The organism is Bradyrhizobium sp. GW821-FHT13H06, assembly GCF_058803975.1.
On sequence record NZ_JBXAPN010000002.1, the window covers coordinates 173,301 to 185,947 of the forward strand.

Genomic DNA, 12,647 nt, shown 5'->3' on the forward strand with positions numbered 1-12,647 from the left:
ACACCCTCTCCCCCGCCCTCTCCCGCAAGCGGGAGAGGGAGCACATCACCCGCACAGCGGACTCAAGCCCTCTCCGCCGGTGCCTGCCGCGCCTCGCCGCTCGACACCAGGAGCACCGACACTTTCGACTGCCTGAGCACGGCGTCGGCGACGCCGCCGAAGGAAAGGTGATCGGCCTGGATGCGGTCGACGCCCATGACGACGAGATCGACGTCGGTGGTATCGATCTCGCGGAGGATCGCTGCCTCCGGCGCCCGGTTCACCCGCAGCGTGGTGGTGATGTCGACGTCGTAGCGGGCGGCGAGATCGCTGGTGTCCTTGAGGATGCCCGTCTCCTGGCTCAGCCCGCGGGAGACCCCGCGCTGCGCGCCCTTGTCCCGCGTCGTCGCCACATAGATCACCCGGAGCGAACCCGATCCGGCCTGCGCCAGCGCCACCGCCACCTCGGCCCCGCGTTTGGAGACGCCGCTGCCTGAAACGGGAACGAGGATGTTGAGCGCGTCGGGCATCGGCTGCTTCAGGTGCTTGCCCTTGGCCGCGACGATCGCGAGCGGTCCTTCGAACGCCGCGGCGATGTCGTCGATCCTCCGGTCGAAGCGGTCCTTGGTCGCGGTCACCCTGTCGATGCCGACGACCAGAAGATCGAAGCCCTTGCGCGCTTCGTCGGCGATGGTCGCGCCGAGCTCCGCCTGCCTCGCACGGGTGACGACATCGACGTTGCCGGTGTCTCCGTCACCCTTGACGGACACCGTCTCGGCGGCCTTCTTCACCACGGCTTCGTGGCTTTCCTCCTCGCCGCGTCCCTTCCCCTGTTCCTTGGCGCGCTGGCCGATATGCAGCACGGTGATCGGCAGGCCGCGCATGCCGGCAATCAGGCCCGCGATGTAGGCGGCGAAGCTGGCGTTGACACTTTCGTCCACTGCCAGCAAGGGGCGCTCGAGATTGGCGACGAAGCCGCGCTTCTCGAATTCTTCGCGCTCCAGCCGCTCCCTCTCCTCCTCGTTCATCGGGAGCCTCGCCAACGCCGCGCGCAGCATCGGCGGCATCGCCATCGTGGTCACGATCGCCATGGTCACGATCATCGTGAACAGGTTCTGGCTGAGCACGCCGATGGAGAGGCCGATGGTGGCGATGATGACCTCGGTCGAGCCGCGCGCGTTCATGCCGCTGGCGAGTGCTAGCGACTCCCGATAGCTCAAGCCGCCGGCGGTGCCGCCGACAAAGGCGCCGCCGAACTTGCCGACGCTGGCGATCACCACCAGCAGGCCGGTGAGCATCAGGAGGTTGGGATCGCGCAGCACCGAGAGATCGGCGCTGAGGCCGGCGAGGCCGAAGAACACCGGCATGAAAAAGCTCGAGATCAGCCCGCGCAGGCGCTCGTCGATCTGCCGCGTCAGGATCGGGGACTCGCCGACCAGGATGCCGGCGACGAAGGCGCCCAACACGGTGTGGACGCCGATCAGATGCGTGATCATCGCCATGACGCTCATCAACAGCAGGATCACCGTGATGACGGCCGCCGCGCTGACGAGATTGTCGTTGGCCCAGCGGATCAGCAGGAACACCAGGCGGCGTCCGATGGTGAAGCTGACGGCGAGGAAGGCCAGCGTTCCCAGCACGGCTTTCGCCACCGAGGCGAGATCGAGCGTGCCGTGCGAGGCCAGGCTGAAGATGACCGCGATGATGATCCAGCCGATGGTGTCGTCGATGACGGCGGTCGCGACGATGATCTGCCCGACATTGCGGCGCATGAAGTTCATCTCGCGTACCACCACGGCGACGATCTTCACCGAGGAGATCGACAGTGCGGTGCCCATGAACAGCGAGGCCACGAGGCGCTCCTGCGGATTGGGCAGCAGCGCGTCCGGCAGGAATTCACCCAGGGCAAAGCCGCAGGCGAAGGGCACGACCATGCCGGCGATCGAGATCGCGATCGCCGCCCTGCCGACCTTCCGGACCAGCTTGAGGTCGGTTTCCATGCCGGTGAGCAACAGCAGCAGCAGTATGCCCACTTGCGCGATGCCGTCGATCATCGCCTTCTGCTCGGGCGTCTTCGGGAAGATCGCGGCTTGCGCCTCTGGCCAGATCCAGCCAAACAGCGAGGGCCCGAGGATGATGCCGGCGAGCAGTTCGCCGATCACCGAGGGCTGACCGATCCGCTGCATGACCTCGCCGAGCCCGCGGCCGACCGCGATCAGCAGGACGATCTGTACGATCAGGAGGAATTCCGACGGGCCGGCCGATTTGCCCGCTTCGGCACTGGCCGCAAGGGTGGTGAGGACAAGCGCCGCGGGGACGAGGACGACCGGTCGGAGCAGGCGCCATGGCATGCAGGTGTCTTTCCCCCTTCATCCGCCCCGGCGTCGGGGCGCCACAGGGACAGAACCCGCGGAAGGCGGCGCCGGTTCCGCCGCGCACGGCGGCGTCAAAAACGAAAAGTGCGAGAACAACCCCATGCACAGTAGGGATGGGGTTGAAAAACCTCGCGAAAATTTCGGCCTTGCCGAAGTGACTTGCGCCGTCGGGCAAAACACTGGCAGAATGGCATCATGGGTGGCATGCGTGATGGGCCCCGCCTCATCCTCCGTCATTGCGAGCGCAGCGACTTGTCCGGGACACGAGAGCGGTGTCCCTTCACACCGCCTGCGGCGTCCGGATCTCGCGCGGCAGGATGATCGCGGCCGCGATCGCGAGCAGGCAGAGCGCGGCGAAGGCGTGCAGCATGGTGACGAAACCGCCCTGCTCGTAGAGCCAGGCGACCAGGCCGACCGACGCGCCGGCCGCGGTGAAGCCGACGAAATAGCGCACCGCATAGGCGCGCGAGCGCCACTCCTCGGTGGTGTACTTGCCGACCATGGCGTCGTTGACCGTGACCTGTCCGAACGCGCCCATGACGATGCCGATCGACACCAGGATGAGCGGCAGGTTGTTCAGGCTGGCGGCCAGATACAGGAACGGCGCCAGCATGAAGGACAGCGGCAGCGCCACCGTCTTCAGCGAATAGCGGTCGAGCAGCCGGCCGATCGTGTACTGCGTCATCGCGCCGAACACGTAGACGCAGGCGGCGATGACGCCGAGCAGCGCCGGGCTCCTGGTCAGGTCCGCGAGCCGCTCGGCAAACAGCTTCGGCAGCGCGACGGTGACGGCGTTGAAGGTCGTGGAGATCGCGATCACGACGATCAGCAGCGCCAGGATCACGCGCCACATGTCCTGCCTGGCGACTCGCGCCTGGGCTGCCGCCTGCTTCGAGCCCTTGCGATCCTCGTGCACGACGCTCATCGCGAAGCCAACGCCGATCAGGACGGTGACCACGCCGGGAACGATGAACGCAAAGCGCCAGCCGAGATATTGGCCGATCACACCAGTGACCAGTGCGGAGGAGGCAACGCCGAGATTGCCCCAGACGCCGTTGATGCCCATCTCGCGGCCGAGCCGGTCGGCATAGGACACGATCATGGCGGTGCCGACGGGGTGATAGATCGAGGCGAAGATGCCGATCGCGAGCAGCGCCGCGCCGAGCTGCACCGGGGTCTGCACGAAGCCGACCGCGATCATGGAGGCGCCGATGCCGACGAAGAAGATCAGCATCATGTGACGGCGGCTCCAGCGGTCCCCGAGCCAGCCGGTCAGCAGCGAGCCCGCTCCGAAGGCGACGAAGCCCGGCGTCGCGTAAGGCAGCAGTTCCGAATAGGCCATGCCGAGCGCCGGGCCCATGATGATGACCGCGGCGGCGAAGATCAGCATCGAATAATGGTCGATGAAATGGCCTGCGTTGACGAAAGCGATGACCCGGCTTGGGCTGTTCATACGAATCCTCTCCTGCTCCGAAATGAGTTATATGTCGTGCCCATGACGGGATGCTGCCAATGACTGTCTTGGAAACGCCAATCTTGGAAACGCCAATCCTGCGGGAGGTCCGGAGCAATCACCGCTCGCCTGCGGGCGTGCACCTGGTCGCGCGCGACTATCCCAGGGGCATGCGGATCGAACCGCACCTGCACCGCGAGGCGCAGCTGATCTATGCGGCCAAGGGCACGATGCAGGTGACGACGCCGGGGGGACGCTGGCTGGTGCCGCCGGACCGCGCGGTCTGGGTGCCGGCCGGGCTTCAACATGCCATCGACCTGCTCGCCGACATCGAGATGCGCACGCTGTATTTCGACCTGCCCTGGCTCAAGCGCGAGAAGCGCTATGAGGGATTGACCAGGGAATTCGTGGTGAGGGTGTCGCCGCTGCTGAACCAGGCGATCCTGGCGCTGTTCGACGCGCGCAATACGGAAGAGCGGACCGAGCTGCTGGTGCGCCTGGTGATGCTGGAATTGCACCAGGCCGAGGATTCCGCCACCTTCGTGCCGTTGCCGCGCGAGCCGCGCTGCCGCCGCGCCGCCATGATCGTGCTCGACGACCCCACCGGCCTGCACGATATCGACACGCTGGCGCGCGAGGTCGGAACCTCCGCCCGCACGCTGTCGCGGCTGTTCTCGAGCGAGACGCAGCTGAGCTTCAAGACCTGGTGCCAGCGCGCCCGCATCGCCTCCGCGATCCAGCGCCTGTCGACGGATGCGACCGTGTCGGTGAAGCAGCTCGCCACCCAGCTCGGCTATGCCAGCGTGCCGGCATTCTCGGCTGCGTTCCGTCAGGTGACGGGGCGCACGCCGACGGAGTTTGCCACACTCTCCGTGTCATCGCACGCGAAGGCGCGCGATCCAGTATTCCAGAGACGGCGCGGCTAGAACCGAGAAGCTGCGGCGTACTGGATGCCCCGGTCAAGCCGGGGCATGACAGCTTTGGTGTGGTAGCCTCGCGGACATGTCGGCATTCTCGAAACGCACCGCCCAACTGAAGTTGCCAAATTCCCCCGCTTGATTGTGATCGGCTTCCGCGCAAATCTTGTGTAAACTTCCGCAACGCACAAACCTGGAATCGAAAAGCCCAGATGGCCAATGCCTTCTTCTCCGACCTGCTCGCCACCATCTCCGAGCGCGGCCGCACGCTGCTTCGCCGTGGGGACTCCGCCGATACCAGGCGGGACGCCGATGGGCTGATCGAGCTTTGCGATGCGCTGCTGTCGGGCCGGGGCGAAGCCTCCGGCACCGCGATGGCGCGTGAGGTGCTCGACATCTACCGGGAGTTGGATGCGGCAGGACGCCGCGCCTTCTTCGAGGGACTGGTGCGCGATTTCGGCCCCGATCGGGAGCGCCTGTCCAGGGCGATCGAAAAATGGCGCGCCGAGCCCAGCGACGAGGACGCGAGCTCGTTGCACTTCGCCTCGGAGCCGCGGCGGCAGGAGCTGATCCGCCGCCTCAACCGTGCGCCCGGCGGCACCGGCGATCTCGTCAACATGCGCGCCGATCTGCTCGGCATGATGAACGGGCACACCGATCTCGCCGCGCTCGACCGCGACGTCTCGCACCTTCTCTCTTCGTGGTTCAACAGGGGGTTTCTCGTGCTGCGCAGGATCGACTGGTCGACCCCGGCCAACATCCTCGAAAAGATCATCCGCTACGAAGCCGTGCATGAGATCAGCGACTGGGACGATCTGCGCCGCCGCATCGATCCGGTCGACCGCCGCTGCTACGCGTTCTTCCATCCCGCGATGGTCGACGAGCCCCTGATCTTCGTCGAGGTGGCGCTGACCGAGACCATCCCGGGCGCCATCGCGCCGCTGCTCGCGGTCGACCGCCAGTACCTGCCGATCGAGCGCGCGCGCACCGCCGTGTTCTATTCGATCTCCAATACCCAGCGCGGCCTCGGCGGCATCTCCTTCGGCAGCTTCCTGATCAAGCAGGTGGTGGAAGAGCTGCGCCGCGAGTTGCCGAAGCTCGACACCTTCGTGACGCTGTCGCCGGTGCCGGGCTTCATGGCTTGGGTGAAGCAGGACAAGGACCTGCCGCTGTCGGACGAGGACCGCGGGATGCTGAAGCGTCTCGACGAGCCCAAATGGTTCGAGAGCCCCGAGACGGCCGCGCTGCTGCGGAGCGTGCTGGAGCCGCTCGCAGCGCATTACTTCCTCAAGGCACGTACGCCGAAGGGCCGGCTGATCGATTCCGTCGCGCGCTTCCATCTCGGCAACGGCGCAAGGCTCGAGCGCATCAACTGGCTCGGAGACCTCTCGCCGAAGGGCATCCGCGAATCGGCGGGCATCATGGTCAACTACCTCTACCGTCTCGACGACATCGAGAAGAACCACGAGGCCTACGCCAACGACGGCGAGGTGGTTGCGTCGAGCGCCGTGAAGAAGCTGCTGAAGAGCGAAGGACGGCGGTTGCTGGATATGCGGTTGTCGTAGGGGGCTGAGACGGCGTTCCAAAGACGGTGTCATCGCCCGGCTTGACCGGGCGATCCAGTATTCCAGAGGCCGACATCGGAGAGCTTGCTCTCGCTAGATCCGCTGCGGCGTACTGGATGCCCCGGTCAAGCCGGGGCATGACAGCGGTGTATTTGATGCTGCCGTTGCCCGAGGTCCCAACGCTACTCCGCCAGCGCCTTCATCTCCTTGTAGAGATCCGACTTGCCTTCGAAGCCGATGCCTGGCAGCTCCGGCATGGTGATGTGGCCGTTCTCGACGCGGACGCCGTCCGGGAAACCGCCATAGGGCTGGAACAGGTCGGGATAGCTTTCATTGCCGCCGAGACCGAGGCCGGCTGCGATGTTGAGCGACATCTGGTGGCCGCCATGGGGGATGCAGCGACTGGGCGACCAGCCGTGGGTCTTCAGCACCTCGAGCGTGCGCCGGTATTCGCACAGGCCGTAGGACAGCGCGCAGTCGAATTGCAGCCAGTCGCGGTCGGGACGCATGCCGCCGTAGCGGATCAGGTTGCGGGCATCCTGGTGGCTGAACAGGTTCTCGCCTGTCGCCATCGGGCCCGGATAGAACTCGGCGAGCGCGGCCTGCAGCGCGTAGTCGAGGGGATCGCCGGCCTCCTCGTACCAGAACAGCGGATATTCGCGCAGCATCTTTGCGTAGGCGATCGCGGTCTCCAGATCGAAGCGGCCGTTGGCATCGACGGCGAGCTGCGCGGCGTTGCCGATCTCCTTCAGCACCGCCTCGATGCGGGTGCGGTCCTCGTCGATTCCCGCGCCGCCGATCTTCATCTTCACGACGTTGTAGCCGCGGTCGAGATAGCCGCGCATCTCGCCGCGCAGCATCGAGAGATCCTTGCCGGGATAGTAATAGCCGCCGGCGGCATACACGAAGACGCGCGGATTGGCGGTCAGGCCGTGACGTTCGGCGAGCAGGCGAAACAGCGGCTTGCCGGCGATCTTCGCCACCGCGTCCCACACCGCCATGTCGATGGTGCCGACCGCGACCGAGCGCTCGCCGTGACCCCCCGGCTTCTCATTGGTCATCATCGCAGCCCAGACCTTGTCGGGGTCGAGATTGCCGCCGGCCGCATCCAGCAGCGACTTCGGATCGGCCTCGAGGATGCGCGCGGCGAACCGCTCGCGGATCAGGCCACCCTGCCCGTAGCGGCCGTTCGAGTTGAAGCCGTAGCCGACGACGCGCTTGCCGTCGCGCACGACATCGGTGACGACCGCAACGAGACTCGTCGTCATCTTCGTGAAGTCGATATAGGCGTTGCGGATCGGGGACGAGATCGGTTTCGTGATTTCGCTGACGTCGACGATGCGGACGGACATGGTTGTTCAGCCTTCGTGGTCGAGAGGAACTTCGTCGGACTGTTTCCCCCGTCATCCTGAGGTGCGAGTGGCGCGATGCAAAAGCATCGCGCCGGGAGCCTCGAAGGATGAACGGCCGAGGTGCAGCCGGGCCGTCGCCCTTCGAGGCTCGCCGAAGAGGCGAGCACCTCAGGGTGACGGATATGCATTTGGACGCGTCGCGCCCCTTCATTGCAGTGACGGCTTCGCCGTCACTTCTTATCCCTGAAATACGGCTCCACGGGCCCGTGCACCTTGATGGTCAGCGGATTGCCGTGGCGATCCTTGGCGTTGCCGGCGGTGACGCGGACCCAGCCTTCGCTGATGCAGTATTCCTCGACATTGGTCTTCTCGATGCCCTTGAAGCGGATGCCGACGTCGCGCGCCAGAATGTCCGCGTTGTAATAGGGGCTGTTCGGGTCGACCGACAGGCGGTCCGGAAATTCGTCGCTCATGATTGTCTCGCTCACAACAGGGTCTCGATTTGCTGCCGCAATCCTTCGGGCCGTGCGGTCGGCGCGTAGCGTGCGACCACCTTGCCGGCACGGTCCACCAGGAATTTGGTGAAATTCCATTTGATGGAGGCGCCGAGAAGGCCGGATCGCTGGCGTTTCAGGTAGTCGTACAACGGATGCGCCTGCGGCCCGTTGACGTCGATCTTCTCGAACAGGGGAAAGGTGACGTCGTAATGGGTCGAGCAGAACTCCTGGATCTCGCTCGCCTGCCCCGGCTCCTGCGCCCCGAACTGGTTGCAGGGAAAGCCGAGCACGGAGAAGCCGCGCGGCGAGAGATCGCGGTGGAGATCCTCGAGGCCGCGATATTGCGGCGTGAAGCCGCATTTGCTCGCGGTGTTGACGATCAGCAGCACCTGTCCCTCGAAACGCTTCATCGGCACCTCCTCGCCGGCAAGCGAGTTGGCCTTGAAGTCGTAGATGGCGGTCATCGCTAGCCCACGGGATCGATCGGCGACGGCGGCACGCCGCCGGCCTCGATCGCTTCGCCCGCGAGCAGGCAGAGGTCTTCGCGGTAGCGGCCGGAGACGATATGCACGCCGACCGGGGCCTTGCCGACGAGCCCGGTGGAGACCACGAGGCCCGGCAGGCCCATGAAGGGAATGGCGATCTGCGGCAGCTGCGCCTCCCACACCCGCTTGAAGGATTCGTCGTCCTTGCGGTCGAGATGGTCCGGGAACGGCAGTTCGCCGGAGACCGGCGTCAGCAGCACCGCATATTGTTCGAAGAACAACATCCATTCGCGGGTCAGCGCGGCTCTTCGGGTCAGCGCCTTGGCGAAATTCGCCTGGTCCATCGGCGTGACCCTGGCGCGGTTGCCGCGCAGGCAGGCCAGCGCACCGGGATCGCCCTCGCGCTCGGCCATCTCCAGCTGCGCCTCATAGCCGTCGCCGAGCCAGAGCTTGATCTGCCACTCCACCGCCTCGCGCATCGGCGGCGTGTCTTCGATGATGTCGACGGTCCAGCCGGCGCGCTCCAGCCGCTTGCCGGCATCGCTCACTGCGGCCTTCACCTCCGGCGTGGTGGCAAGACCGCCAGGGTTGAGGCAGAGCGCGGCGCGCTTGTCCCGCGCGGGGCCTTGCAGCGGCACCGGCACGAACCATGGATCGCGGACGTCGCGGGCCGACATCGCCTCGAGCGAAATCCTGATGTCGTTGACGGTGCGCGCCAGGGGTCCCGACACCGCCATGATCTGCGGCCCGATCGGGCGCTCCGGCAGCGCCGGGTTGAAGGCGGGGATACGGCCGAGCGTCGGGCGCAGGCCGTGCACGCCGCAGGCATAGGCGGGATAGCGGATCGAGCCGGCGATGTCGGTGCCGTGGGCGATGTGGCCGATGCCGGCCGCGACCGCCGAGCCGGCGCCGCCGGAGGAGCCGCCCGGCGTCAGCGCGGCGTCGCGCGGGTTTTTGGTATCGCCATGAATGAGATTGGTGGTGAACCAGCGGTAGGAGAAGGCCGGGCAATTGGTCCGGCCGAGCAGGACGGCGCCGGCCTTGCGGAAATTGGCGACCACCGGATTGTCCTCGCGCGCGATGACGTCGCGCTGGAGCTTCAGGCCGTTGGTGGTGGCAAAGCCTTCCTGGTCGACATTGGCCTTGATGGTGACGGGCACGCCGGCGAGCACACCGGGGTCCTCCCCCCGGGCGATGGCGGCATCGACGGCATCGGCCTGCCTGAGGACATCGTCCGGCCGGTGATCGATCACCGCGTTGAGCCGGGGATTGACGGCATCCAGGCGCGCAAGGCCGGCCTGCGCGGCCTCCCTGGCGGACACCTTTTTGGATTTGACGAGGGTGGCGAGGTCGGCGGCCGAGAGGCGCCAGAGATCTTGCATGGCTTGCTCCGTGTAATCGGCGTCTTTTAGCGCCGGGAACGCGGCAAAGCCATGCGGATTTCGCGGGGGTGAGGAGGCTGGCGCGGGACGACGCCACATTCTCCGTCATTGCGAGGAGCCCTTGCGACGAAGCAATCCAGACCCCCTCCGTGGAGGCAGTCTGGATTGCTTCGCTACGCTCGCAGTGACGGGAGAGAGCGGGGTTTCAATGCCTTGTCGCGGACTGGTCGGGGATGTCGAGCAGCGCCTCGGTGAAGGGAAACTCCAGCACGATCTCCCCATCATCGTCAGTCACCTCGATGACCGCCTCGAGCAGCGCCGGCTGTGCGCCCTCGGACTTCACCACCTCCAGGATCATCTGGCGGGCGACCTCCCAGGCGCGGTCGGGGTTGCGCAGGTCCTCGCCGTCGGGGTCCACGATCAGCTCGTCGCCGATACGGGTGTTGAAGAAGTATCTGGGCATATCGAGATCCAGTTGGTTCGCCTGTATCGGATTGAAGCTGCACTGCACTCCACAAACAGCTTTATCAGGGCAGGGTTCGCGACCGAATGCGTCTGACGCAAGGCAGCGCTTCAGAAGTGAAGTTCCCCCAGCATTTTTCGCGGCGCAGCATGACCTTCTCGGGAAAATTTCACTGGCGAAGTTCTCCGCCAGCATTAGTCTAACGGGTGGGCGGATACGTCCCGAATTCGCGAATATGGAGAGCCGAAATGGCCTGGAAAGCCCCGAAGATCGTCGAAGTGCCCTGCGGCATGGAAATCAACATGTATGTGAGCGCCACCCGCAAGTAAGCGGTTGGTGAGATTGCGTTCCGCGCAGGTGGATCTTTCGCCCCGAGTTCTTTCGGTCACGATACGTTTCCGGAAGACAGGATTTGTGTGGGGGCCTGAGATCCACCTCGCGACCTTACCTCCAGGAGACGGATCATGCTTCGCGTCGTCGTCCTGGGCGCCGGGGCCGGCGGCGGAGTTCCACAATGGAATTGCGGCTGCGAGGGTTGCCGAGCGGCCCGTAGCGGCGGCCACGAGCTGCAAAGGACCCAGGCCTCGGTCGCCTTCAGCGGCGACGGCGAGCACTGGTTCCTGATCAACGCCTCCCCCGACCTGCGGCAGCAATTGAATGCCACGCCACAGCTGCACCCCAAGGCGGGCGCGCTGCGTCACACGCCGATTGCGGGCGTGATCCTGACCAACAGTGAAGTCGATGCGGTGGCGGGCCTGCTGTCGATGCGCGAAGGCTCGCCCTTTACGGTCTATGCGCACGAGAAGGTGCTGGCGATCCTCGCCAGCAACAGCATCTTCAACGTGCTGAATGAGAAGAACGTGCGGCGCCAGCCGATCGCTCTCCGCGAGCCGTTCGAGCCCCGCCTGCCGGATGGTACGCGCTCCGGCCTGGAGGTGCTGCCCTTCGCGGTGCCGGGCAAGTCGGCCTGGTATCTGGAAGGCAAGGTGCATCCGGGCGGCGAGAGCGGCGACGGCGACACGCTTGGCCTTGCGATCACCGACAAGGCGACGGGCAAGTGCTTCTACTTCATCGCGGCCTGTGCCGAGGTGACCGACGCGCTCAAGGCCGAGATCGACGGCGCCGCGCTGGTGTTCTTCGACGGCACGGTCTGGCGCGACGACGAGATGATCAGGGCCGGCCTCGGTCACAAGACCGGCAAGAGCATGGGACATGTCGCCATGTCAGGCGACGACGGCGCGATCGCGCGGCTGGCCGACCTCAATATCGACAGGAAGCTGTTTCTGCATATCAATAACTCGAATCCGGCGCTGCTGCCCGGCTCGCCCGAGCGCAAGGCCGCCGAGCAGGCGGGCTGGCAGATACCCGCTGACGGAACGGAGATCGTGCTGTGAACGCCGCATCACTGACTGGAATGACCGCGCTCTCGATCGGCAAGGACATCAGGCTCACTAGCGCCGATGAGCTCGAGGCGACGCTGCGCCATATCGGGGCGACGCGCTATCACAGCCTGCATCCGTTCCATAAGCTGCTGCATGGCGGCAAGCTGAACAAGGGCCAGGTGCAGGCCTGGGCGCTCAACCGCTACTATTACCAGAGCACGATCCCGATCAAGGACGCGGTGGTGATCTCGCGCTTCCGCGACCGCGCCACCCGCCTGGAATGGCGCCATCGCATCGAGGACCATGACGGCGATGTCGGCAGCGAGGGCGGCATCGAGCGCTGGCTGAAGCTGACCGAAGGGCTCGGGCTCGATACGGCCTACGTGGAATCCACCGAAGGCATCCTGCCGGCGACGCGCTTCGCCGTCGAAGCCTACGTCCACTATTGCCGCGAGAAGAGCCCGCTGGAGGCGATCGCCTCCTCGCTCACCGAGCTGTTCGCGCCGAACCTGCATGAAGAGCGCATCGCCGGCATGCTGGAGCATTACGATTTCGTCAACCCCGACATCATGAGCTACTTCAAGCGCCGCCTGACCCAGGCGCCGCGCGATGCCAATTTCGCGCTGGACTATGTCAAGACGCATGCGAGGACGCCGGAGGAGCGCGCCTCCGTCTGCAATGCGCTGATCTTCAAGACCAACGTGCTGTGGGTGCAGCTGGATGCGCTCCAGCACGCCTATGTCGAGGGCCACATTCCGCCGGGCGCGTTCGTGCCCAAAGCGAACTGAAGGACTAGC

12 protein-coding genes are annotated in these 12,647 nt (G+C 65.7%); 5 read left to right on the forward strand and 7 right to left on the reverse strand.

The features are described 5' to 3' along the window. Positions 1–62: 62 nt before the first annotated feature. Both AC1RQP_RS07665 and AC1RQP_RS07670 read right to left on the reverse strand, forming a co-directional pair. Positions 63–2,330 carry a cation:proton antiporter domain-containing protein gene (locus AC1RQP_RS07665; RefSeq protein WP_492936504.1) on the reverse strand — a complete coding sequence of 756 codons (2,268 nt, stop codon included), beginning with the start codon at positions 2,328–2,330 and terminating at the stop codon, positions 63–65. A 304-nt stretch (positions 2,331–2,634) separates the two neighbouring features. Further along, a complete protein-coding gene (locus AC1RQP_RS07670; RefSeq protein ID WP_239626615.1) occupies positions 2,635–3,807 on the reverse strand; it encodes an MFS transporter in 1,173 nt (390 codons plus the stop codon). Positions 3,808–3,857: 50 nt separating this feature from the next. On the opposite strand from AC1RQP_RS07670, the gene AC1RQP_RS07675 reads away from it, so the two are divergent. Together AC1RQP_RS07675 and AC1RQP_RS07680 are read left to right on the forward strand one after the other, a co-directional pair. Continuing rightward, positions 3,858–4,733, forward strand: a complete 876-nt coding sequence (locus AC1RQP_RS07675) for an AraC family transcriptional regulator (RefSeq protein ID WP_492936505.1) — start codon at positions 3,858–3,860, stop codon at positions 4,731–4,733. 203 nt (positions 4,734–4,936) lie between these two features. Next, positions 4,937–6,289, forward strand: coding sequence for a malonyl-CoA decarboxylase (locus AC1RQP_RS07680; protein WP_492936506.1), 1,353 nt, complete (start codon positions 4,937–4,939; stop codon positions 6,287–6,289). Between the two features lie 182 nt (positions 6,290–6,471). On the opposite strand, the gene AC1RQP_RS07685 is transcribed toward AC1RQP_RS07680, so the two are convergent. The 5 genes from AC1RQP_RS07685 to AC1RQP_RS07705 all read right to left on the reverse strand — a co-directional run bounded on the left by AC1RQP_RS07685 (position 6,472) and on the right by AC1RQP_RS07705 (position 10,468). Beyond that, on the reverse strand, positions 6,472–7,641 hold the full coding sequence (locus AC1RQP_RS07685) for a mandelate racemase/muconate lactonizing enzyme family protein (RefSeq protein ID WP_492936507.1): 1,170 nt from the start codon (positions 7,639–7,641) through the stop codon (positions 6,472–6,474). Between the two features lie 230 nt (positions 7,642–7,871). Then, positions 7,872–8,114, reverse strand: coding sequence for a DUF3297 family protein (locus AC1RQP_RS07690; RefSeq protein ID WP_029674077.1), 243 nt, complete (start codon positions 8,112–8,114; stop codon positions 7,872–7,874). Between the two features lie 11 nt (positions 8,115–8,125). Then, the gene (locus AC1RQP_RS07695) at positions 8,126–8,602 is read right to left on the reverse strand and encodes a glutathione peroxidase (RefSeq protein WP_239626623.1); all 477 of its coding nucleotides are present in this window, start codon (positions 8,600–8,602) and stop codon (positions 8,126–8,128) included. A 2-nt stretch (positions 8,603–8,604) separates the two neighbouring features. Then, positions 8,605–10,005: an amidase family protein gene (locus AC1RQP_RS07700; protein ID WP_492936508.1), complete on the reverse strand. Its 1,401-nt coding sequence runs from the start codon at positions 10,003–10,005 to the stop codon at positions 8,605–8,607. Positions 10,006–10,210: 205 nt separating this feature from the next. After that, positions 10,211–10,468 (reverse strand): DUF6894 family protein, encoded by a 258-nt coding sequence (locus AC1RQP_RS07705; protein WP_028177529.1) that lies wholly within the window; start codon positions 10,466–10,468, stop codon positions 10,211–10,213. Between the two features lie 248 nt (positions 10,469–10,716). Between AC1RQP_RS07705 and pqqA the strand changes: the two genes are divergently transcribed. From pqqA to pqqC, 3 genes are all read left to right on the forward strand, one after another. Beyond that, the gene (gene pqqA, locus AC1RQP_RS07710) at positions 10,717–10,797 is read left to right on the forward strand and encodes a pyrroloquinoline quinone precursor peptide PqqA (protein WP_007595659.1); all 81 of its coding nucleotides are present in this window, start codon (positions 10,717–10,719) and stop codon (positions 10,795–10,797) included. Between the two features lie 135 nt (positions 10,798–10,932). After that, positions 10,933–11,862 (forward strand): pyrroloquinoline quinone biosynthesis protein PqqB, encoded by a 930-nt coding sequence (gene pqqB, locus AC1RQP_RS07715; protein ID WP_492936509.1) that lies wholly within the window; start codon positions 10,933–10,935, stop codon positions 11,860–11,862. 20 nt (positions 11,863–11,882) lie between these two features. Then, complete coding sequence (pqqC, locus tag AC1RQP_RS07720; protein WP_492937114.1) at positions 11,883–12,638, forward strand: pyrroloquinoline-quinone synthase PqqC; 756 nt, start codon at positions 11,883–11,885, stop codon at positions 12,636–12,638. Positions 12,639–12,647: the final 9 nt, after the last annotated feature.

Bases quoted from the DNA above. Each gene is read 5' to 3' on its own strand.
- AC1RQP_RS07665 (WP_492936504.1), bottom strand. From the start codon at position 2,330: ATGCCATGGCGCCTGCTCCGACCGGTCGTCCTCGTCCCCGCGGCGCTT.
- AC1RQP_RS07670 (WP_239626615.1), bottom strand. From the start codon at position 3,807: ATGAACAGCCCAAGCCGGGTCATCGCTTTCGTCAACGCAGGCCATTTC.
- AC1RQP_RS07675 (WP_492936505.1), top strand. From the start codon at position 3,858: ATGCTGCCAATGACTGTCTTGGAAACGCCAATCTTGGAAACGCCAATC.
- AC1RQP_RS07680 (WP_492936506.1), top strand. From the start codon at position 4,937: ATGGCCAATGCCTTCTTCTCCGACCTGCTCGCCACCATCTCCGAGCGC.
- AC1RQP_RS07685 (WP_492936507.1), bottom strand. From the start codon at position 7,641: ATGTCCGTCCGCATCGTCGACGTCAGCGAAATCACGAAACCGATCTCG.
- AC1RQP_RS07690 (WP_029674077.1), bottom strand. From the start codon at position 8,114: ATGAGCGACGAATTTCCGGACCGCCTGTCGGTCGACCCGAACAGCCCC.
- AC1RQP_RS07695 (WP_239626623.1), bottom strand. From the start codon at position 8,602: ATGACCGCCATCTACGACTTCAAGGCCAACTCGCTTGCCGGCGAGGAG.
- AC1RQP_RS07700 (WP_492936508.1), bottom strand. From the start codon at position 10,005: ATGCAAGATCTCTGGCGCCTCTCGGCCGCCGACCTCGCCACCCTCGTC.
- AC1RQP_RS07705 (WP_028177529.1), bottom strand. From the start codon at position 10,468: ATGCCCAGATACTTCTTCAACACCCGTATCGGCGACGAGCTGATCGTG.
- pqqA (WP_007595659.1), top strand. From the start codon at position 10,717: ATGGCCTGGAAAGCCCCGAAGATCGTCGAAGTGCCCTGCGGCATGGAA.
- pqqB (WP_492936509.1), top strand. From the start codon at position 10,933: ATGCTTCGCGTCGTCGTCCTGGGCGCCGGGGCCGGCGGCGGAGTTCCA.
- pqqC (WP_492937114.1), top strand. From the start codon at position 11,883: ATGACCGCGCTCTCGATCGGCAAGGACATCAGGCTCACTAGCGCCGAT.